General features: G+C 36.7%; 19 protein-coding genes and 1 pseudogene. 10 read left to right on the top strand and 10 right to left on the bottom strand.

What is annotated here, in order from left to right; all coding sequences use genetic code 11:
* A pseudogene (locus tag L1967_RS18520) lies at positions 1-113 on the top strand (IS5 family transposase); the annotation flags it as partial.
* Here the strand turns inward: L1967_RS18520 and L1967_RS18525 are convergent.
* The 3 genes from L1967_RS18525 to L1967_RS18535 all read right to left on the bottom strand — a co-directional run bounded on the left by L1967_RS18525 (position 106) and on the right by L1967_RS18535 (position 1332).
* Positions 106-354, bottom strand: a complete 249-nt coding sequence (locus L1967_RS18525; protein WP_249602994.1) for a hypothetical protein — start codon at positions 352-354, stop codon at positions 106-108. The pseudogene L1967_RS18520 and the gene L1967_RS18525 sit on opposite strands and share 8 nt — an antisense overlap.
* Before the next feature lie 179 nt (positions 355-533).
* Positions 534-917 carry a cytochrome c oxidase assembly factor Coa1 family protein gene (locus L1967_RS18530; protein ID WP_249602995.1) on the bottom strand — a complete coding sequence of 128 codons (384 nt, stop codon included), beginning with the start codon at positions 915-917 and terminating at the stop codon, positions 534-536.
* A gap of 4 nt (positions 918-921) precedes the next feature.
* On the bottom strand, positions 922-1332 hold the full coding sequence (locus tag L1967_RS18535) for a hypothetical protein (protein WP_249602996.1): 411 nt from the start codon (positions 1330-1332) through the stop codon (positions 922-924).
* Between the two features lie 121 nt (positions 1333-1453).
* Between L1967_RS18535 and L1967_RS18540 the strand changes: the two genes are divergently transcribed.
* Together L1967_RS18540 and L1967_RS18545 are read left to right on the top strand one after the other, a co-directional pair.
* On the top strand, positions 1454-1813 hold the full coding sequence (locus L1967_RS18540; protein WP_249602997.1) for a nuclear transport factor 2 family protein: 360 nt from the start codon (positions 1454-1456) through the stop codon (positions 1811-1813).
* Positions 1814-1897: 84 nt separating this feature from the next.
* Complete coding sequence (locus L1967_RS18545) at positions 1898-2539, top strand: DinB family protein (RefSeq protein ID WP_249602998.1); 642 nt, start codon at positions 1898-1900, stop codon at positions 2537-2539.
* Positions 2540-2594: 55 nt separating this feature from the next.
* Here L1967_RS18545 and L1967_RS18550 read toward each other — a convergent pair whose 3' ends face one another.
* The 6 genes from L1967_RS18550 to L1967_RS18575 form a co-directional block, all read right to left on the bottom strand.
* Entirely contained in the window at positions 2595-3125 is a 531-nt protein-coding gene (locus tag L1967_RS18550; RefSeq protein ID WP_249602999.1) for a GNAT family N-acetyltransferase, read from the bottom strand.
* A 51-nt stretch (positions 3126-3176) separates the two neighbouring features.
* Positions 3177-3542, bottom strand: a complete 366-nt coding sequence (locus L1967_RS18555; RefSeq protein WP_249603000.1) for a carbon-nitrogen hydrolase family protein — start codon at positions 3540-3542, stop codon at positions 3177-3179.
* Positions 3511-3876: a carbon-nitrogen hydrolase family protein gene (locus L1967_RS18560; RefSeq protein WP_249603001.1), complete on the bottom strand. Its 366-nt coding sequence runs from the start codon at positions 3874-3876 to the stop codon at positions 3511-3513. The genes L1967_RS18555 and L1967_RS18560 overlap by 32 nt, the downstream gene beginning before the upstream one ends.
* A 6-nt stretch (positions 3877-3882) precedes the next feature.
* A complete protein-coding gene (locus tag L1967_RS18565) occupies positions 3883-5085 on the bottom strand; it encodes a DUF418 domain-containing protein (protein WP_249603002.1) in 1203 nt (400 codons plus the stop codon).
* Between the two features lie 7 nt (positions 5086-5092).
* A complete protein-coding gene (locus tag L1967_RS18570; RefSeq protein WP_249603003.1) occupies positions 5093-5932 on the bottom strand; it encodes a metallophosphoesterase in 840 nt (279 codons plus the stop codon).
* A 118-nt stretch (positions 5933-6050) separates the two neighbouring features.
* Complete coding sequence (locus L1967_RS18575; RefSeq protein WP_249603004.1) at positions 6051-6398, bottom strand: zinc ribbon domain-containing protein; 348 nt, start codon at positions 6396-6398, stop codon at positions 6051-6053.
* Between the two features lie 303 nt (positions 6399-6701).
* Between L1967_RS18575 and L1967_RS18580 the strand changes: the two genes are divergently transcribed.
* From L1967_RS18580 to L1967_RS18595, 4 genes are all read left to right on the top strand, one after another.
* Positions 6702-8384, top strand: coding sequence for a M1 family metallopeptidase (locus L1967_RS18580; RefSeq protein WP_249603005.1), 1683 nt, complete (start codon positions 6702-6704; stop codon positions 8382-8384).
* 68 nt (positions 8385-8452) lie between these two features.
* Positions 8453-9841 (top strand): aminopeptidase P family protein, encoded by a 1389-nt coding sequence (locus L1967_RS18585; protein ID WP_249603006.1) that lies wholly within the window; start codon positions 8453-8455, stop codon positions 9839-9841.
* Positions 9842-9908: 67 nt separating this feature from the next.
* Positions 9909-12998, top strand: coding sequence for a beta-galactosidase, LacZ type (lacZ, locus tag L1967_RS18590; protein ID WP_249603007.1), 3090 nt, complete (start codon positions 9909-9911; stop codon positions 12996-12998).
* A gap of 945 nt (positions 12999-13943) precedes the next feature.
* The gene (locus L1967_RS18595; protein ID WP_249603008.1) at positions 13944-16193 is read left to right on the top strand and encodes a S9 family peptidase; all 2250 of its coding nucleotides are present in this window, start codon (positions 13944-13946) and stop codon (positions 16191-16193) included.
* A 14-nt stretch (positions 16194-16207) separates the two neighbouring features.
* On the opposite strand, the gene L1967_RS18600 is transcribed toward L1967_RS18595, so the two are convergent.
* Positions 16208-17050 carry a helix-turn-helix domain-containing protein gene (locus L1967_RS18600; RefSeq protein ID WP_249603009.1) on the bottom strand — a complete coding sequence of 281 codons (843 nt, stop codon included), beginning with the start codon at positions 17048-17050 and terminating at the stop codon, positions 16208-16210.
* Between the two features lie 136 nt (positions 17051-17186).
* On the opposite strand from L1967_RS18600, the gene L1967_RS18605 reads away from it, so the two are divergent.
* From L1967_RS18605 to L1967_RS18615, 3 genes are read left to right on the top strand one after another with little or no spacing between them, the layout of a single operon-like run.
* Entirely contained in the window at positions 17187-18104 is a 918-nt protein-coding gene (locus L1967_RS18605) for a dihydrodipicolinate synthase family protein (RefSeq protein ID WP_249603010.1), read from the top strand.
* An 18-nt stretch (positions 18105-18122) separates the two neighbouring features.
* Positions 18123-19691 carry an aldehyde dehydrogenase (NADP(+)) gene (locus tag L1967_RS18610; protein ID WP_249603011.1) on the top strand — a complete coding sequence of 523 codons (1569 nt, stop codon included), beginning with the start codon at positions 18123-18125 and terminating at the stop codon, positions 19689-19691.
* Positions 19692-19697: 6 nt separating this feature from the next.
* Entirely contained in the window at positions 19698-20699 is a 1002-nt protein-coding gene (locus L1967_RS18615) for a 4-hydroxyproline epimerase (protein WP_249603012.1), read from the top strand.
* Positions 20700-20706 lie beyond the last annotated feature (7 nt).

The following is a 20706-nucleotide window of genomic DNA, read 5'->3' on the forward strand; positions in this document are numbered from 1 at the left end:
GATCCTTACTCAACAGGTTCGATACCACCACAAGTAGCTGGAAAGGATTTAATTATCTCGCTTTTATGGCTATTGCACTAAAAAAATTCTATAAACCTCAAAAGTTTAGATGACCTCATAATCTAAAAACCTGGCAAGCGCATCTAACGTACTTGCAGAAGGATTTGAATCGTATTTTGTTTTTCCCCAAAGCCTTTTGAGGGTAAGTGGACTTAAGCGCACTTTGTTTTTTTCAAATATTAGTTCACTTAAAGATTCAAAATGTTTTTGCTGCCATTGCTCCGATGCAACCCAATTTAATTTGCGTTCAATTTTTTTAAGACACTTGCTTAGTAAGATATTACTTTCAGTCATGTGCTAATCGTATACTTTTCTTTATTGAAATGCAATGTTTTCATTGGTGACCATCCAGATCCCTAACAAAGGATAAATTCAAAATTAAATGGCTACTGTTCTATCCAAGGCCATATAAAAAAGGTCTTAAAATGTCCAGGTATGGAAAAAAGCACTTGCTTATTTGGGATAAACACCGCTTAATTCAGTTCTATTTTTTTATCCTTACTGCGAAGTATAATCGATTGATATTCCCATACTTCAGCATTACGCGTGGCTTTAATATCCATCACGCCATTTTCTTTACTTCCTTTCACCTTAAAAGTGAGTTCAACTTTGCTGTGATCTTCGCTATACTGCACATCACCGTTTAAAAGGGAAAGGTTATCTTTTACACTTATTCTTCCGAAGTAATCCATAACTTTTGGATCGTTATTCGCTATATCTAAAGCATCTTTATGTAAGGCTTCATCAGCGTAGATTTCGGTAAAATTAGAAATATGGGTACCTAAGTTTGTGGTAGAAAATGCTAAAATTAAAAGTACGGCTACAATACCAAGACTAATGACCAACCATTTTTTCATGTGTTTAATTTTTGGTTTTGTTGGCTTCAAAAAGTGCGCTGACCTCTGGTTTTTGGATCTCGATAATGGTTAAAATTCCAAGAACAATACCTAAAATACCAGTTAAACAGTTTATTACAGAAACTACAATGATAAAAGTAGCATTTTTACGTTGATTAAGATACTTAGCCGCTAAAAAGGTAAGTACGGCCATGATAATAGAGAATAGAATAAAAATACCTCCAAAAATAAAGAAAATCAAGTTAAAGTAATTAAACGGAAGATCACCGTGCATATCTGCATTGGTAAAAGCAACCCCCATCACCAGGTATATAAAGCCTACGAAGCAAATAAGTAAATTTAAAACGCCCTTTATTATGAATAAAATTCTATACGTTTCTAAATTTCTACCTGGCTCAACTCTTGATGGTTCCATTTTTAATTGGTGATGATTCTTAGGCAATTTACTAATATTAGACGAATAACGGCCGGGTTTTTAGATAGGTATTTAGAGAAATTATAAGTATTTTTCAGCATAGTTTACAAATACTTTTAAAATGGAAAATAAAAAAGAAAAACTTCTGGTTCAGTTTAGTAAAGCATTTGTTAATGGCGATCATCAATTTATGCTGAATCAGGTTACTGAAGATTTTCATTGGATCATGATTGGTAAAAAGGAAATTAAGGGAAAAGCGCAGTTTGCAGACGCTCTTAAAGATATGAAAAACTGCGTGACCAGTGAGCTGGAGCTTGTAGATGTAATTACGCACGGTAAAAAAGCCTGTGTTAACGGAAATATGAAGGTAGGATCTCCCAAAGCTGAAGACCAAAGCTTTTCTTTTTGCGATGTTTATGAATTTAGCTCATTTAAAGAGCCCAAAATTAAACGAATGACGTCCTACCTTATCGAGCGTTAATTCTTAAGAAATATATAAATACCAAAATCATATAAAAAAGCTATACATTCTAAATTAGAGATCAATAATAACTACTATACTACTATGAAAAAACTATTTATTCCGGTTGGTGCCTTATTTGCCATGTCTTTTATCAGTGCCCCAAAAACTGAAATTTTAATGCCTGTTCGTTCCGAGATTTCAGTAAAAGAAGCCATCAAAGTAGATTTAAAGGAATACTTTAAAGAAACCCGAAAAACTATTGAAGATCATATTAATGGACTTTCTAAAGAGCAGATGAGTTTTAAGCCAGCTCCAAATCGTTGGTCGGTTAGCCAGTGTTTGGAACATATTATTAAAACCGAAAAATTGTTATTTGGAATGACCAAAACCACTTTAAACAGTGATCCTAATCCCGAGCGTAAAAGCGAAATTAAAATGAGTGATGAAGATCTTATCGCCGGAATTACCGATAGATCCAGCAAAGCACAGGCCAGCGAGTCTTTAATGCCTAATGGAACTTACGAATCTCCTGAAGCTGCTTTAGAAGCCTTTGATGAACAACGTGATGAAATTATGGACTTTATCAATGAACAAACGGAAGAGGATCTAAGAAATCATATTTCAGATTCTCCTTTTGGACCGGTGGATGGTTATCAATCATTATTATTTATTGCAGGGCACACGGCTAGACATACCTTACAGATCGAAGAAGTGATGCAGGATGCTAATTTCCCTAAAGAATAAGTTTATTTAAAAATCGCTTAAATTCTAAAAAGCCATCCAGAAGTGGATGGCTTTTTTATATATGAAATTCTTCAGGATATACCACAATACCAAAAATATCTTTTGCCGCATTGGGTACCAGTTCTTTCAGCATAAAATTCTTTTTAGGAACCTCAAAAGGTGCCTGGATATCAAAATTTATAGCCGGTTCGTATTCAAATCTGGGATAATATTCTTCGTGCCCTAAAACGATAACCAGTTTGTAGTCTAGTTCTTTTGCCTTTTGGTGCACACTTTTAAGTAATTTAGAGCCAATGCCTTTCGATTGGTATTCTGGTAAAACTGCGACGGGAGCAAGGGCCAGGGCCGGGAATTTATTTTTATCGTTTTGGATGGTAATTTCACTAAGCAACACATACCCCACAAGCTTATTGTCCACTTCTGCCACCAAGGAAAGCTCAGGTATAAACGCGTAAGATTTACGTATGCGATCCACTAAAAATTGTTCCTGGTGATCACTATTCGATTCATTTAAAAATGCTGCTTCAATAAGGGTAAAGACACCTTTGCGATCTTCGGGTTTTTCCTGCCTAATTTTTACTTCCATCTGTTCTAAAAAATAAAGAAGCAATGTAAGTAAATAAAATGCATCTCGCTATTATTCGACATTAATTATCAAAACGGACTCTTCGCTATTTAAGCTTTCAATTTTTTCAGCATAAGGATTATACGCAAAACTATTTCGGCAGCAATTCATTCCATCGGCCATTCCAACATTGTTTACCAGCAGCGTAGGAATTTTATACGTTTCTGAAATAAATTGAAGGCGATTTTTGGCCTTTTCCATACCCAATTTATGCTTTGCCACACTGGCAAGATAAAGATCTGGTTTTTCTAAAATAATATCTTCCAGATGTTCGTCTACACTTATTTCATAGCAAATGGCCAATTTTATTTTCTTCTGCTGAAATTCAATGACGGAAGCACTCTTTTTAGGCTGAAAAAAACGGAACTTCATCTTCATGTAAATACTGTTTAAAATAATATTGAATATTACTTTTAGGTTTAAAAATGACCATTGCAATATGAATTTGATTTCCCATTTTTAAAGGTAATCCAAGTCCAATTGCTATCTTATATTTAGCGCTATAATCTTTAAAGATTTCAAGTCTGCCGTCGTTTTCGTCAAAAGCCAGATCCTTAGCCAGATTAGGTTCATAGTTGGTTAAAGAAAGTTCTGGGAAAACAATAAAATCTGCTTTGTCTTTAGCCGCTTTGGTGATAAAATCGAGGTGCTTTGCCATATTGGCTTTAATATTTCCCGATTCAGATTGTAATTGTGCCAGTGCTATTTTCATTTCTTATCATCTTTTTATACTGAATAGTCTTCCGTAGCTAAGGCAGCGCCAGCACCATTCTAAAGGACCAAATTTAAAATACTTAAGCCAAAGTTTGCTTAACATTATCTGAAGTATAAAGCATACGGTTGCGGTAATAAAACATTCCAGCAGACTCATTTTCTGATACATCGAAAACCCAATTCCGCTAAAAATAATCACTCCTATTAAACTTTGAAGGATATAATTGCTAAGTGCCGTCTTTCCAACGGGCTGGAAACGTTTCAAGAAAACAGTTAATTTTCCTGTAAACCACAACCACGCGATAAACCACATGTAAAAAAGGCCAAAAAGCGTGTCGCAAATCACCATTAATTTTAGCCAGATAGGATTAAAAAAATCATCCTTATAAATATCGAAATTGGGTAAAATAAAGAGAAAAATAAGTCGGTATACATTAGTGAGGATCACCAACCAGATAAATGCGTTTTTACTTTTTAAGATAAAATCCTTAAGCCCTAAAAGTTTACATGATCGTACAAAGGCAGCTCCTAAAAGCATCATCGAAAAAGCAATTGGAGCTAAAAAGACCAGTAAAACCGTCAAATTAGCGAAGTATTCCAAAACCCTGAAATTTAAAGCTTCGGTGTAGTTGCCGTTTCTTAAAATTTGGGTAACTTTTTCGAAATTGTATCCTTCTAAATACTTATCCGGAGAATAATTTATAAAGGGAAAAAAATATTCAGCAATTACATCATAAAAAGGGAATGCTAAAATAAAAATAGCAAATAGGAGTAAATATTTGGTGTTCAGTTGATACAAAAGGCAGATAAAAATGCCCAAAATCGCATAAAGATGAATCACATCACCACCCCAAAGCACTAGGATATGAAGCATACCAATTACAAATAAAATGAGCATGCGTTTAAGCATAAAAATGGGATTTGTTTTCTGCATTTTTAGCTTCTCTAGCTGCATGGCTATTCCCATCCCAAATAAAAAGGAGAATATGGGGAAGAATTTGGTGTAAAAAAATAGCTGTAAACCCCGTTGAATTAAGGCATCAAATCTTCCTGGTGACTGCTCGTAAAAAATATCCTGATTCATAAACACGGCGTTCATGATTTCGATGTTTACCACAAAAATCCCGAAGACGGCAAAACCACGCCAAATGTCAAGAATTTCGATACGATTATTTGGAGTGACGGGCCTTAGGCTTGGAGATTTCATATTTAATTTATGCGGGTTGCAGTTCAAAAATGGTAATCTCCGGTCGTACATTAAATCGCATTTGGCGCAAACATCCCAATGCACGGTTTATATACAGTGTCCTGCCATCATAAAGATCGATAATCCCGGCGTCGTAACGTTTATTTTCTACCGGTAAAATGGGAGCTCTTAAAAAAGGAGGTTTGCATTGCCCGCCATGGGTATGGCCGCTTAATATCCAGCCTTGATAGCCTTTCCAAATATCCAGATCACAAACATCGGGGTTATGGCATAAGGCGATATTCGCAATTTTAGGATCATAATTTTTGGTAGCATTTTCAGGATAAAAATTAATGCCCCAATAATCATCTATTCCCAGAAAATGGAGTCCGTTTAAGTCTTTTGCTTCATTTCTTAAAATGTGAATATCCCGGGAGGCTAATTGATCGATGATATTCTGGGCAACGTGTGCTTCTTTATAGTCTATACCATAATCGTGATTTCCTAAAATTCCGACACTTCCTAAGTTTCCGGTAGGAAAATAGGGGATAACTTCCGCAAGCTGCTCCAGATTCTTCGGTTCTTCGTAAGTTACAAAATCACCGGTATAAACTACAAAATCTGGATGTAATTGCTGGGCTTGTTTAAAGGAATCAATGATATACTGATAATCGAAAAAATCACCGATATGTACGTCACTAATATGCATTAATTTTTTGCCATGAAGATGCTTAGACAGGTTTTTAACTGGCATTTTGTGGTGAACAAATTCTAACCAGAATGGTTCTACCTGCCAGGCATAAATCCCTGGAATTGCCGCAATTCCGCCTAAAATAGCCAGTCTTTTTAAAAACTTTTTTCTTTTCATTTTGCTTATTCGAAGATCAATATTCAAAATAGTACACTGGCGCAGTACAAGCCCTTGAGGCATTCATTAGAAATTGTAAAAAGTTTTTGGAATTCATATCCAAAGTTTCCGTTTGTTTTTATTTATAAGGATCGCCACTCGCCGCAGTGATAATACAAATTATATGTAAAAAGATCCCCGGGAATATAAAGAAAATGTAGCCTATAGTTACAAATATTAGCCATAAAATTCCGGCTACGACTTCGCCTTTATAAATATGCCCAACGCCAGGAAAGAAAATGCTGAGTAAAATTGCTACTCCTGCGCTCCATTTTGGATAATTATTAATAACGGTTACCGGTGCTTGCGGTTGTTGTGCATTGTATGTTTGGCTGGCACTAAAGCGTTCGCCACAATGCCAGCATTTAATGGCTTCAGATTTTATAGTTTCTGCACAGTAAGGGCACTTTTTGGTTTGATAATCCATAATTTTTTGATTGGTGATTTAACGTTTGCTTTTAAATGGGAGGCTTATTTAGTTATGCGTCTTAGTTTTATCGATTTTGTTACGTAATTTAGGGATTATTAATGATTTATAAATATAAATAGGAAATACAATACATTTCTAATTCTTAATTTATGAGAATTGATTTTGAATTTTTAAAGCGCATAATTCCCGTATTTCCTGATATTTTAGCATTAACTGATACTATATTAACCATAAATATGGTTTTTGTTGGTTATTGAACAAATATTTTACAACTTTACACTAAACTCTCTGCTTATACTTATGAATAGAAAATTATTTTTTCTGGTTTTATTGATTTTAACGGCAATTTCTCTAAAAGCTCAGGAAACTCAATTTACTCATGCCGATACTCTTAGAGGAAGTATAACCCCTGAAAGAGCCTGGTGGGACGTGATGCGCTACGATATTTCAGTAACACCAGATTTTGATAAAAAATATACTTCAGGATTTAATAACATCACCTATAAAGTAGTTCAGCAAGATCATCCTAATGTGATGCAAATCGATCTTCAACAACCTTTAGTGATCGATAGTATTATTTACGACAAAAAACAATCATTAAGTTTTAGTAGAGAAGGTGATGTGTACTTCGTGAAAACTGAGCCTCAAAACATCGAATATGAGCATGAAGTGAAAATATATTTTAGCGGAAAACCTCATGAAGCTATTCGCGCACCCTGGGATGGCGGTTGGACGTTTACCAAAGACGAAAAGGGGAGGCCATGGATGACGGTTACCTGCCAGGGCCTTGGTGCTTCTATCTGGTATCCCAATAAAGATCATCAAAGTGATGAGCCAGATCGTGGCGCTTCTTTAACCATACGTGTTCCCAAAGAATTGATGGCTGTGGCCAATGGCCGAATGTTGGATAAAACCAAACATAAAGACGGAACCATTTCCTATAAATGGGGCGTAGAAAACCCAATAAGTAATTATACCATTATACCTTATATAGGTCACTATAAAAACTTCTCTGAAGTTTATACCGGCATAAAAGGCGATTTAGATCTTAACTACTGGGTGTTAGATTATAATGTAGAGAAAGCAAAAGATTATATGCCCACAGAAGTTCATAACCTTTTAGATGCTTTTGAATATTGGTTTGGGCCTTATCCTTTTTATGAAGATGGTTATAAATTGGTAGAGACAGAGCATACCGGGATGGAGCATCAATCTAATGTTTCATATGGTAACTGGTATGCCGGCGGCTATCGTGGCAGGGATTTATCGGGTACCGGTCTTGGTTTAACCTGGGATTTTATTATTATCCACGAGAGTGGTCACGAGTGGTTTGGTAATAATATTACCACTAACGATCTGGCCGATATGTATATTCATGAGAGCTTTACCAATTATAGTGAAACCCTGTTCCTGGATTATGTGTATGGCGAAGAAGCTGCGAACGATTATAACTACGGAACAAGAGGAGGAATCAAAAATGACAAGCCTATTATTCCTGATTATGGCGTTAATGCACAGGGGAGCGGTGATATGTACCCTAAAGGCGGGAATATGCTACATAGCATTCGCCATAGTATAGACAATGATAAGTTATTTAAGAACATTCTTACCGGCTTGAATATGACTTTTCATAACAAAACGGTAGATGGTTTAGAGGTTCAGGAATATATTTCAGATAAATCAGGTTACGATTACTCAAAAGTTTTCGAGCAATATTTGACCACGACAAAAATTCCGAAACTTCAGTTATATGTAGATGCATCAAACAGTAAAATGTTTTATAGATATACCAATATAGTAGATGGATTTAATTTACCGTTAGTGCTAAAAGGAGATGAAGAAAAAATAAAAATTATCCCTTCATCAGATTGGCAAAGTGTAGCTATTCAGCATAAAAATCAGTATTTATTTACCCCTTGGAGGATAGAGCATATGTATTATGTAGATGTAGAATTACTCGATAATCGGGATGACTCGAAATAAGAAATAATTTCAGATAAAGGCCTTATGACCTTATCTGAAATAGTTTACTAAAAAAAAAGAAAGAAAAGATGTTTTCAAAAGAAACGTATGTAGCGCGAAGAGAGAGCTTAAAAAAAAGAATGAAATCTGGCCTCCTAATTTTCCCGGGAAATAAGGAAACCGGAATGAATTACAAAGACAACTGGTATCCATTTAGACAGGATAGCAGTTTTTTATATTACTTCGGAATTAACCTTCCCGATCTTTATGTCCTTATCGATTTAGATAATGATAAAGAGATCCTTTTTGGCGACGATCTTACTCCTGAAGATTTTGTGTGGGTTGGAGCGGTAGAACCTTTATCGACGTACACCGAAAAGTGTGGTATTGCTGAAGTGCAGCCAATGGCAAAGCTGGAAGCCTATATTCAAAGAGCACAGCAAAAAGGTCAGGATTTGCATTATCTGCCCCCTTATAGAAACAAAATAACGATTGAGATCAGTAATCTTACCGGAATTCCTGTAAACGAAGTTGAAGCTAAAAAGTCGGTTGAATTTACTAAAGCTGTAATAGCGCAGCGTTCCATAAAATCTGCTGAAGAAGTTAAAGAACTGCACAAAGCGGTGAACATTACGGCCGCCATGCATCGCCATGCTATTAAATGGACAAAGCATGGAGTAACCGAAAAACAAATCGCCGGAGAATTGCAGGCCATCGCCATTGCCGGTGGCGGGAATATTTCTTTCCCGATAATTTTAACCAAAAACGGGCAGTATCTGCATAATCACGCTACTCAGGCCGTGATAGAAAACGGGGATATTGTGTTATGTGATTGTGGTGCAGAAACGGCAATGAATTATGCGGGGGATATGACGCGTACTTTTCCGGTTGCCGAACGATTTACAGCAATTCAAAGAGAAGTTTATTCGATCGTTTTAGATGCTCACGAAAGCGCAGCCGCAGCATTAAAACCCGGCTATCGTTTTAAAGATGCCCATTTATTGGCTTGTAGCCGAATTGTAGAAGGCTTAAAAGGTCTTGGATTAATGAAGGGCGATACTCAGGAGGCCGTAAATACCGGTGCGCATACCTTATTTTTTCAATGTGGGTTAGGACATTTTATGGGAATGGATGTTCATGATATGGAAAATTTTGGGGAGCAATTAGTGGGCTATACCGATGATCTTAAAAAGAGTACCGAATTTGGTCTAAAATCACTTCGATTAGGTAAAGCACTGGAAGAAGGTAATGTGCTTACCGTAGAGCCGGGCATTTATTTTAATCCGTTTTTGATCGATTCCTGGAAAGCTCAGGGGAAATACACCGATTTTGTGAATTACGAGGAAGTCGAGAAGTTTAAAACTTTTGGCGGTATGCGTGTAGAAGAAGACTTTTTAATCACCGCAAACGGAAAAGAGCTTTTAGGCGATCCTTTAGCTAAAACCATAGAAGAAATCGAAGAACTTAAAAACTTATAACTATAGAAAATCTGAAAATGCTATGAACCACTTTCTCTCCTTTAAATTTCTCCACTTTTTTAGCCTTTTGTTCATAGCATTTTCTTTTTCATCACAAGCACAAGAGTATCCCGAGTGGCAGCGTTTAGATGTGCTGTCAGTTAATACCGAGGATCCACGTGCTAATTTTCATTACTATGATTCTGAAGCTGATGCACTGACCGGGGAATATAAAAAATCGGGTAATTATAAAAGTTTAAATGGAAGCTGGAAATTTCATTTTTCTGAAGTTCCGGAAGAAAGACCAGAAGATTTTTATAAAACCACTTATGATGTTAGAGACTGGGACGATATTGAAGTGCCTGGGGACTGGCAAATGCAGGGATATGATTTTCCGCTGTATGTGAGTGCCGGTTTTACTTTTGAAATTAATCCACCTTTTGTAGACACCACCTATAATCCTGTAGGTTCTTATAAACGGAGATTTGATTTATCATACGATGATTTGATGGCCGGTAAAGACTTTTATCTGCATTTTGGCGCGGTAAACAGTGCATTTTATGTTTGGATAAACGGTAAGAAAGTAGGTTATAAGGAAGGGACCAAAACTCCGGCTGAATTTAAGATTACCAGCTATTTAAAGCCGGGAGAAAACAGCATTGCCGTTGAAGTATATCGATGGTCTTCTGCCAGTTACTTAGAAGATCAGGATTTTTGGCGATTAAGTGGAATCGAGCGCGATGTGTATATCTACAAAACTCCTAAATCCCGAATTAAAGACTTCTTTGTGACTCCGGGATTGGATGAAAACTATGATAAGGGAATTCTGGACGGATATGCGGTTATCGATGCGGAAAGTTCTCGTAAAAACCTTCAGTTAAATATAAAGATCTGGGACGATGGAAAAGTTATTTCAGAAATAACAAAACCTATTGGCGAAGCTAAAAACGATACCCTAAAATTTCAAATTTCAGGTTTAGATATAAAACATTGGTCGGCTGAAAGACCAAATCTTTATTCCTTAACCTTAAGCCTTAATGATACCGACAAAACGCTAATGGCCACTTCAGCAAATATAGGCTTTAGGACTTCAGAAATTAAAGGCGGGCAGCTTTTGGTAAACGGCAAGCCAATCTTACTAAAAGGGGTGAATCGCCATGAGCACGATCAAAATGCTGGTCATGTGATTTCGCATGAATCCATGCTCCAGGATATCAAACTTTTTAAAGAATATAACATTAATGCCGTTCGAAATTCGCATTATCCTGCCGATCCATATTGGTATGAACTATGTGATAAATACGGTATTTATATGATCGACGAGGCCAATCTTGAAAGTCATGGGTTTGGGTATGACGAAGATAAAACGCCGGCAAATAAACCAGAATTTGAAAAAATGCATCATGATCGTATCGCCAGAATGATGCAAACCAATAAAAACCATCCTTCAATTATTATCTGGTCTATGGGGAACGAGGCGGGTGACGGCCCGGCATTTATAAAAAATTATCACTGGTTAAAGAAAAACGATCCTAGTCGCCCGGTGCAATACGAAAGAGCTGAACGCGGCAAAAGTTTTCAGGAACCGCATACCGATATTATTCCCTGGATGTATGCCGGTGTAGATTATATAAAAGAGAACTATTTAGGGAAATATCCAGACCGCCCATTTATTTGGTGTGAATATGCGCACGGAATGGGGAATAGTACGGGGGACCTTATAGACCTTTGGAATTTCGTATATGAGAATCCACAAGTTCAGGGGGGATTTATTTGGGATTGGGTGGATCAGGGATTTGTGAAAACCGATGAAAATGGTAAGAAATATTGGGCCTATGGTGGTGATTTTGGACCCGATCGATATCGGCATGATGCTAATTTTGTGATTAACGGATTAGTAAATCCAGATCGTACGCCACATCCTGCACTTTACGAAGTAAAAGATGTTTATCAAAATGTAGAGATTAGGCTAAAAAATAAAAATGCTGGCACTTTTACTTTTGATATTGAAAATCGATTCTTTTTCACCAATTTAAATGAATACGAAATCACTTATGATTTGATAAAAGATGGGCAAATTGTTCAGGTGGGTGCTCCCATAACGATAGATTTGGTACCACAGGGAAGTACTTTACAAAAACATATTTTTAAGCTAGAAAAAGGAGCAGAGTATTTTATCAATTTTTATGTAAAAACCAAAAATATTGGTGCTATACTCGCCAATGGGCATGTAATCGCCAAAAAACAAATTCAGCTTCAGGAAGGTAATGAGGTACAATTACCGATTGCCACTTCAGGAAAATTAAGGACAAAAAATAAAGGTGAAAATCTTACAATTTCGAATACCGATGTCGAGGTGATTTTCGATAAAGAAACAGGGGAGCTTTCAGCATATAACTTTAAAGGAAAAGACCTGATCAAAAAAGGACCAAAACCCGATTTTTGGAGGGCGCCAATAGATAATGACTTCGGAAATAATTTTCAGAAACGTGCAAAAGCCTGGAAAGAAGCCACAGTGAATCCTAAACTGATTGATTTTGCTTCAGAAAAAGAGGATGGCTATGTTGAAGTAGTGACCAATTATCAATTAGATTCTGTTTCTTCTACATTAAAAATCACCTACAAAATTTACGAAAATGGGACTATTGAAGTCGGTAATGATTTTCAATTCAATGGCGATGCCGAAAAACTAACTTCATTGCCAAGATTCGGTAATTCCATGGTACTTCCGTTAGCCTACGACAATGTAGAATGGTATGGTCGTGGGCCATACGAGAATTATTGGGATCGAAAAACTTCCGCTTTTGTTGGGATTTATAAATCGAGCGTAGAAGATTTGTATGTGCCTTATATCCGCCCGCAGGAGAATGGCTATCGAACTGATAATCGTTGGGTAAAACTTACTGATAATAAAGGAAACGGAATAAAATTCACCGGAATGCCTTTGGTGTCTTTTAGTGCATTACGAAATCCGACTTCAGATTTTGATCCCGGTATGGAAAAAGCACAGCGACATACCACCGATATCAAACCTAAAGATGCGATTTATCTAAATATCGATTATAAGCAAATGGGTGTTGGAGGTGATAATAGCTGGGGTGCAAAAACCTGGGAAAAATACCAGCTAAAACCTAAAAATTACAGTTATACCTATTTTATGGAACCAATTTTTGAATGATCTTTTTTAGTCATTTCGAGCGTAATGCAATGAAGTCGAGAAATCTATTTATATTGAAAATAAGAATTTAGAAGTTAGATCGCTTTGCTGTTAGAATATAGATAAAAGAAACAAGACTAATTAATTCGATAATTTGAAGATGTGCTAATTTGAAAAATGATCCTTTTTGGTGTTAGAAGTTTTTTTGAATGCTTTTTTTTAGTCATTTCTAGTGTAATGCAATGAAGTCGAGGAATCTATTTGAGTTGAAAGTAAGAAATTTTGAGTATTGATAAGTTAGATTTTAGATCGCTTTGCTGTTAGAATAAAGATGAAGAAATCAAGAAACAGGACTAATTAATATGGTCATTTGAAGATGTGGATTTGAAAATGATTCTTTTTGGTGTTGGATGTTTTTTTGAATGCTTTTTTTTAGTCATTTCGAGCGTAATGCAATGAAGTCGAGAAATCTATTTTAAGTTAGAATTGAGAAGTTAGACCGCTTTGCTGTTAGAATATAGAAAATGGATTTATTCTGAATGCTAAATGTTGTTTTGTTATTTGAAACGTCACCCTGAACTCGTTTCAGGGTCTCATCATATAAGTCCACCAAGCTTTATGAGATTCTGAGTCAAGCTCAGAATGACGAAAGGAAGTAGAGCAAAATAATTTAGGTTGGAAGTTGAATCTTCTTTTGTCATTTCGACAGAAGCATAGCGAATTGGAGAAATCTCTTTTTTAGTTTAGAGAAGTATCTTTAAAATGCAGCATGGGAATCTCTTTAGCTATTGGGAGGAACGGAATAAATTAATAAGCTAGAAAAACCTTAATTTATATAGATCCCTCCACTACGCCTGCCTGCCGGCGAGGCAGGGTCGGGATGACGTTAGTAAGAATCAATAAAGATATGATTATTAAAAGCTGACAACTAAGTGCTAAAAAAACATAAACTACAATAACAATAAAATGGCCAAAAATCACCTTTTAAGAATAGCGATATTGCTTTTCTTTTCCTCTTCCATAATCGCACAGGAAGATGCTAAACTTTTAAGTTTAGAACGTATTTATTCCTCATCAGAATTTAGTAGTGATTATCAACGTCCTATCTTCTGGATAGAAGGCGGCGATGCTTTTGTGAGTATTGAAAAAGATGATTCGGGTAACGATGAGCTTATTCGGTACGAAAGCAAAAATTATAAATCGAATACTTATTTAGCGGCTAAAAATCTTACTGTAAATGATAAAAATCTGGTCATAGAAGATTTTTCGTTATCACCAGATGGTAGCAAGGTACTTATTTTTACCAATTCCAGCAGGGTTTGGCGCTCTAATACCAAAGGCGATTTTTGGGTTTACGATTTTGATACCTGGGAATTAAAGCAATTAGGAAAAGATTTTCCGTCTTCATCATTGATGTTTGCAAAATTCTCTGAAGATAATCAGTTTGTAGCCTATGTGCATAATTTTAATATTTATAAGGAGAATTTTAAAACCGGAGAAATTACTCAGTTAACCAAAGACGGCACCGGTGATATTATTAACGGAACGTTCGATTGGGTTTATGAAGAAGAATTTGGAATGCGCGATGGTTTTATGTGGAGTCCCGATGCTTCCAAAATTGCGTTCTGGCAACTGGATGCTTCAGCCATTGGTACGTTTTATATGATTAATAATACAGATTCGGTTTATTCTGAGCCTATTCCTCTTCAATATCCAAAAGCGGGATACGACCCTTCTTCAGCAAAAGTTAGGATAGTAGATACCAAAACTTCCGAAGTAAAATGGATCCCAATGCCTGGTGATCCTGTGCAGCATTATCTACCGGCAATGCAATGGCTTAATAAAGATCTGCTGCTTATTCAGCAAATGAATAGGAAACAAAATGAATTGAACATTTTCACCTATAAGCCTTCTACAGATAAGCTTAAAAAAGTGTATACAGAAACTGAAGATACCTGGGTAGATTTGCGTTATCCTGATATTTCATCAAATCAATGGGGAAATAAAGATCAGTTAATTGTAGATAACGGAAAGTCATTTTTACGAATGACAGAAAATGATGGTTGGCGCCATATTTACAAAGTAGATTTAACCTCTGGCGAAAAAACACTATTAACGCCTGGCGATTACGATGTAGCGACTTATTATCAAACCGATGATAAGAATTTATATATCGTAGCCTCACCAGATAATGCCACGCAACGTTATTTATATCGAGTACCTTTAAATGGAAGTGGAAAATTAACAAGAATTACTCCGCAGCAGTACGAAGGTGTAAATACGTATGATGTTTCTCCAAACGGAGAATATGCGATCCATAAATTTACCAATGTAAGCACCCCAACTACGGTTAGTTTGGTGAGCCTGCCTAAACATAAATCGGTAGAAACGTTGGTGGATAATGAACACTTAAAAAGCAAATTAGCTTCTTTAGTGCTACCGGAGACGACATTTTTTAAAGTGACTATCGATGATGATGGAATTGAAATGGACGCCAGGATGACCAGGCCTCTAAATTTTGATTCCGCTAAAAAATATCCGGTTCTTTTTCATGTGTATGGCGAGCCTTGGGGTGTTGTCGCCACCGATCAATGGGTTGGATTATACGAGCTTTTTATGGCGCAACAGGGATTTGTGGTGATAAGTATTGATAATCGCGGTACACCAACTTTAAAAGGTAGTAAATGGCGAAAAAGTATTTATCAAAAAGTGGGAGTGATTAACACCAATGATCAGGCTGCAGCCGCTAAAAAAGTATTAGCAACCTATAATTTCTTAGATGAAAACAGGGTAAATGTTTGGGGATGGAGTGGTGGAGGCTCTATGACGCAGAATCTACTTTTTAGATATCCAGAAGTTTACAACACCGGGGTTGCGGTTGCCGGTGTGGCCAATCAGTTGTTTTATGATAATATTTATCAGGAACGTTATATGGGATTGCCAGATGAAGATAAAGAAAAGTTTATTGAAGGATCTCCTGTAACATATGCAAAAAATTTAGAAGGAAATCTATTGCTCATTCACGGTACCGGAGATGATAATGTACATTACCAGAATATGGAGTTTCTTGTAAATGAACTGATCAGAAATAATAAGCAGTTTGATATGATGGCATATCCAAACCGTTCTCATGGTATTTATGAAGGGCAAAATACATCGATCCACCTGTACACGCTCATTACAAATTATTTTTTGGAGCATAACGGATTGAAATAAGTTTAAAAAAATAATTAATCAGTTTGTTGCCTGTACTGTGTTGGTGTAAAACCTTTTAGTTCTTTGAACTTACGATTAAAATTGGCGATATTTTGAAATCCGCAAAGTTCGGAAATTGCTGATACCGATAAGTCCTGGTCTTTATACAATAGTTTACAGGCATGTTCTATTCGTATTTCTATTAAAAATTGAAAGAAGGTTTTATTTGTTCTTTTCTTAAAATACCGGCAAAATGCATTTTTACTCATAAATGCAATTTCGGCGATATCTTCCAGAGAAATATTATCATGAAAGTTGTCCATAGCGTATTGAAAAACATCGTTCATACGTTTTCCCTCGTCTTCAGTATATTTTTTTTGGTACACAAAAGAAGACAACGGCTGTCTCTCAGCATGTGTAAGTTCATTTAGCAATAATAATAGGGTCGCCACCCTTTCGATTTTGCTTTGTCGCTTCAGGTTATTAAAAAGATGAAATTTTTTGTCATCCGCTTTAATTTTCATTCCATACTCAGATTCATCAAAAAACTTCTGAATTCCGCTAAGATCGGTAAGATTAAAAAATTCTTTTCCGAAGGACTTTTTGGTGAAAAAGAGCGTGTACATGATAGAATTTGGATGCGCTTCAGCATCACTTCTAAAAACATGCGGGATGTTCTCACCTATAATGAGAATATCATGTGGCTGATATTCGTTAATACTATCACCAACGATTAAAGAGCCGCTACCTTCCATAATGTAACTAATTTGTATCTCTTCATGCTGATGGAGTTTATCATAAAATACGATTTCATGATCTTCCTGATATACCAGCGCTTCCTTTTCTGGCTTAGGAATTTTAAAGGGGAGAACTTTCATGGGGTGTGAGTTTTTGTAAATATTATTAAAAAAAACTGAATTAATCAATTTATATGGTAATATAGTATCATGTTTAGCTAATCAATACAAATAGAAAGCGATTTAATGCATATATTTTTGTTAAAAAATTAAACACATGGCAATAAAATGGGAAGGGGTAATGCCCGCAGTAACCACTAAATTCACAAAGGATGACGAACTGGATTTAGTAACCTTTGAAAAGAATATTAACGCACAACTGGAAGCAGGTGTAAACGGAATCATCTTAGGAGGAACTTTGGGTGAAGCTAGTACTCTAACACCGGCAGAAAAGGAAACGCTTGTAAAGAAAACTTTAGAAATTACAGCAGGACAGGTGCCGGTAATCATTAATATTGCCGAGCAGTCTACGACAGAAGCTATTCAGGTGGCTAAAAATGCTGAATCCTGGGGAGCGCAGGGATTAATGTTGTTACCACCTATGCGTTACAAGGCGACAGATCACGAGACTGTAGTATACTTTAAAGAGATCGCTAAAAATACATCGTTACCAATTATGATCTATAACAATCCTGTAGATTATAAGATTGAAGTAACTATCCCAATGTTTGAAGAACTTTTAGCCGATTGTCCGAATATCCAAGCGGTAAAAGAATCTACTCGTGACATTAGTAATGTTACCCGTTTAAAAAATAAATTTGGGGATCGTATTAAAATCTTATGTGGGGTAGACACCCTGGCATTAGAAAGTATGGTTGCCGGTGCAGATGGCTGGGTAGCTGGTTTAGTAGCCGCTTATCCTGCAGAAACTGTAGCGATCTATAAGCTGGTTAAATCTGGAGATATCGAAGAAGCATTAAGAATATACAGATGGTTTATGCCATTATTAGAATTAGACATTTCTCCACAATTAGTACAAAATATCAAATTGGCTGAAGTGGCTACCGGTTTGGGAACCGAGTATGTAAGAGCGCCAAGATTAGTTTTACAGGGAGCAGAAAGAGAAAGAGTACAGGGTATCATAGATGCTGCGATGGCTGTAAGACCAGAATTAGTAGAATATAAATCTTTATAAATCAAGAAAACAGAAAGCATGATTACAGGAAAAAATTATATTGGTGAGGAGCTTTCAGGTAAAGGTGATGTTACCTTTAAAACTTTTGATCCAAAAGAAAATAAAGAAACTGCCGCTATTTTTACTGAAGCGACAACCCAGGAGGTTGATGCTGCCGTAGAAAAAGCGGCTGCCGCTTTTAAAGTGTACAAGCAAAAATCTGATGCTGAAAAAGCAGCGTTTTTAGAAGCAATTGCTGAGGAATTAGAAGCAAATGCTGAAGATTTAAAAGAAATTTACAGAGCAGAATCTGGCTTACCAGAAGGACGCTCTAATGGAGAATTTGCTCGTACCACAGGGCAGCTAAGAGCTTTTGCAGAAATGCTTAAAGAAGGTAGCTGGGTAGAAGCTATTATTAGCAATCCTGAAGGAAAACCTGATATTAGAAGAATGCAGGTACCTTTTGGACCGGTAGCTGTTTTTGGGGCAAGTAATTTCCCATTTGCATTTTCTACCGCAGGAGGGGATACCGCCAGTGCTTTAGCATCGGGTTCTCCGGTTGTAGTAAAATCTCATCCTTTACACGCGGGTACAGGAGAATTGGTTGCTGAAGCGATTATTAAAGCAGCAAAGAAAACCGGAATGCCAGATGGTGTTTTCGCTAACCTTAACAGTAAAGGAATTGAAGTAGGAGAGTGGCTGATAAAACATCCTAAGATCAAAGCTGTTGGATTTACCGGAAGTTATAAAGCAGGTACTGCTCTTTGTAAATTAGCTGCAGATCGTCCTGAACCTATTCCGGTTTACGCAGAAATGGGAAGTATTAATCCTGTTTTGGCGTTACCATCTGCACTAGAGGAAAAAGGTGATTTTTGGGCCGAGCAATATGCAGGTTCTATCACCGCCGGATGTGGGCAGTTTTGTACAAATCCAGGTTTAATTTTAGGGATCGAGAGTGCTGCTTTAGATCGTTTTGTTGAAAAATTAGGTGAGAATTTATCAAAAATTGCACCTTCAGTAATGTTGAGTCCTGGTATTCAAAATCAATATGAAAGCTCTAAATCTGAGGTTTTGGCGCAGGATGGTTATGCTGAAGTAAGCAGGTATGACGGTGATCTTCAACCTAATTTTGGAAGACAACAAATTATAACGGTTTCTGGCGCAAATTTCCTTCAGAATAAAAACTTCCATAAAGAAGTATTCGGGCCTTTTTCAGTAGTTGTAAAATGTAAAGATAAGACTGAACTTGGTGCAGTGCTACAGCAATTAGAAGGACAGCTTACCGGTACGGTATTAAATTCCGAAGAAAAAGAATTAAGTGAATTTGCAACGATTATCGACACCCTAACCGATACTGTAGGTAGAATTATTTACAACAGCGTACCTACAGGGGTAGAAGTTTGTGCTGCAATGACGCATGGTGGACCATTTCCTGCAACGTCCAATGCTAAATTCACTTCAGTAGGATTAACAGCGGTACAACGATGGGTGCGACCGGTTTCTTTTCAGGACTGGCCACAGGCATTACTTCCGCAAGCGCTAAAGAATGAAAATCCTTTAGGCATTTTACGAAACATCAATAATAAATACACTACAGATAGCTTATAGATTTTAATGGCAAGAAAAACTTTTTTTTGTGTTGACGCCCATACTTGTGGGAATCCGGTAAGAGTGGTTGCTGGTGGCGGTCCTTTTATCGAAGGAAAGAACATGAGTGAAAAGCGTCAGAATTTTATGCGGGAATACGATTGGATTCGCCGTGGTTTGATGTTCGAACCACGCGGTCATGATATGATGAGCGGAAGCATTTTGTTTCCGCCATCAGATCCCCAAAATGACTGCGGAATTCTTTTTATTGAAACCAGTGGATGTCTGCCTATGTGCGGGCATGGTACCATTGGTACCGTAACGGTTGCGATAGAAGAAGGTCTAATTTCTCCTAAAAATCCCGGTACGCTAAGGCTGGAAACACCTGCCGGACTCGTAAATGTGAGTTACGTTCAGGAAGGGAAAAAAGTAAAGTCGGTTAAAATCGTTAATATTAAATCGTATTTAGCAAAAGAAAATATCATAGTACATAGCAATGATCTTGGTGATTTAAAAATAGATGTTGCTTACGGTGGTAATTTTTATGCTATTGTAGAAGTTCAGGAAAACTTTAAAGGGTTAGAACATTATCAGGCTAGTGAATTAATTACGTGGAGCAGGGAATTAAGAAACAAATTAAACGAAGCTCATGAATTTATCCACCCAGAAGATCCTACGATCTTTGGTTTAAGCCATATCCAGTGGACGGGAGCTGTAATGGATGAAACCTCTACTGCGCGTAATGCAGTTTTTTATGGTGATAAAGCTATAGACCGCTCTCCTTGTGGTACTGGGACTTCGGCAAGAATGGCGCACTGGTATGCTAAAGGAAAACTGAAAAAAGGTGATCAATTTGTGCATGAAAGCATAATTGGTAGTAAATTTATTGGAAGAATAGAAGAAGAAACAGAATTAGGCGGTAAAAAGGCTATTGTTCCCAGTATAGAGGGCTGGGCAATGGTGACCGGTTATAATAATATTGTTATTGATGATGACGATCCTTATGCTCACGGATTTCAGGTACTTTAAAATTTAA

Source organism: Zunongwangia pacifica (assembly GCF_023499215.1).
In the GTDB taxonomy this organism is placed as follows: Bacteria; Bacteroidota; Bacteroidia; order Flavobacteriales; family Flavobacteriaceae; genus Zunongwangia; species Zunongwangia pacifica.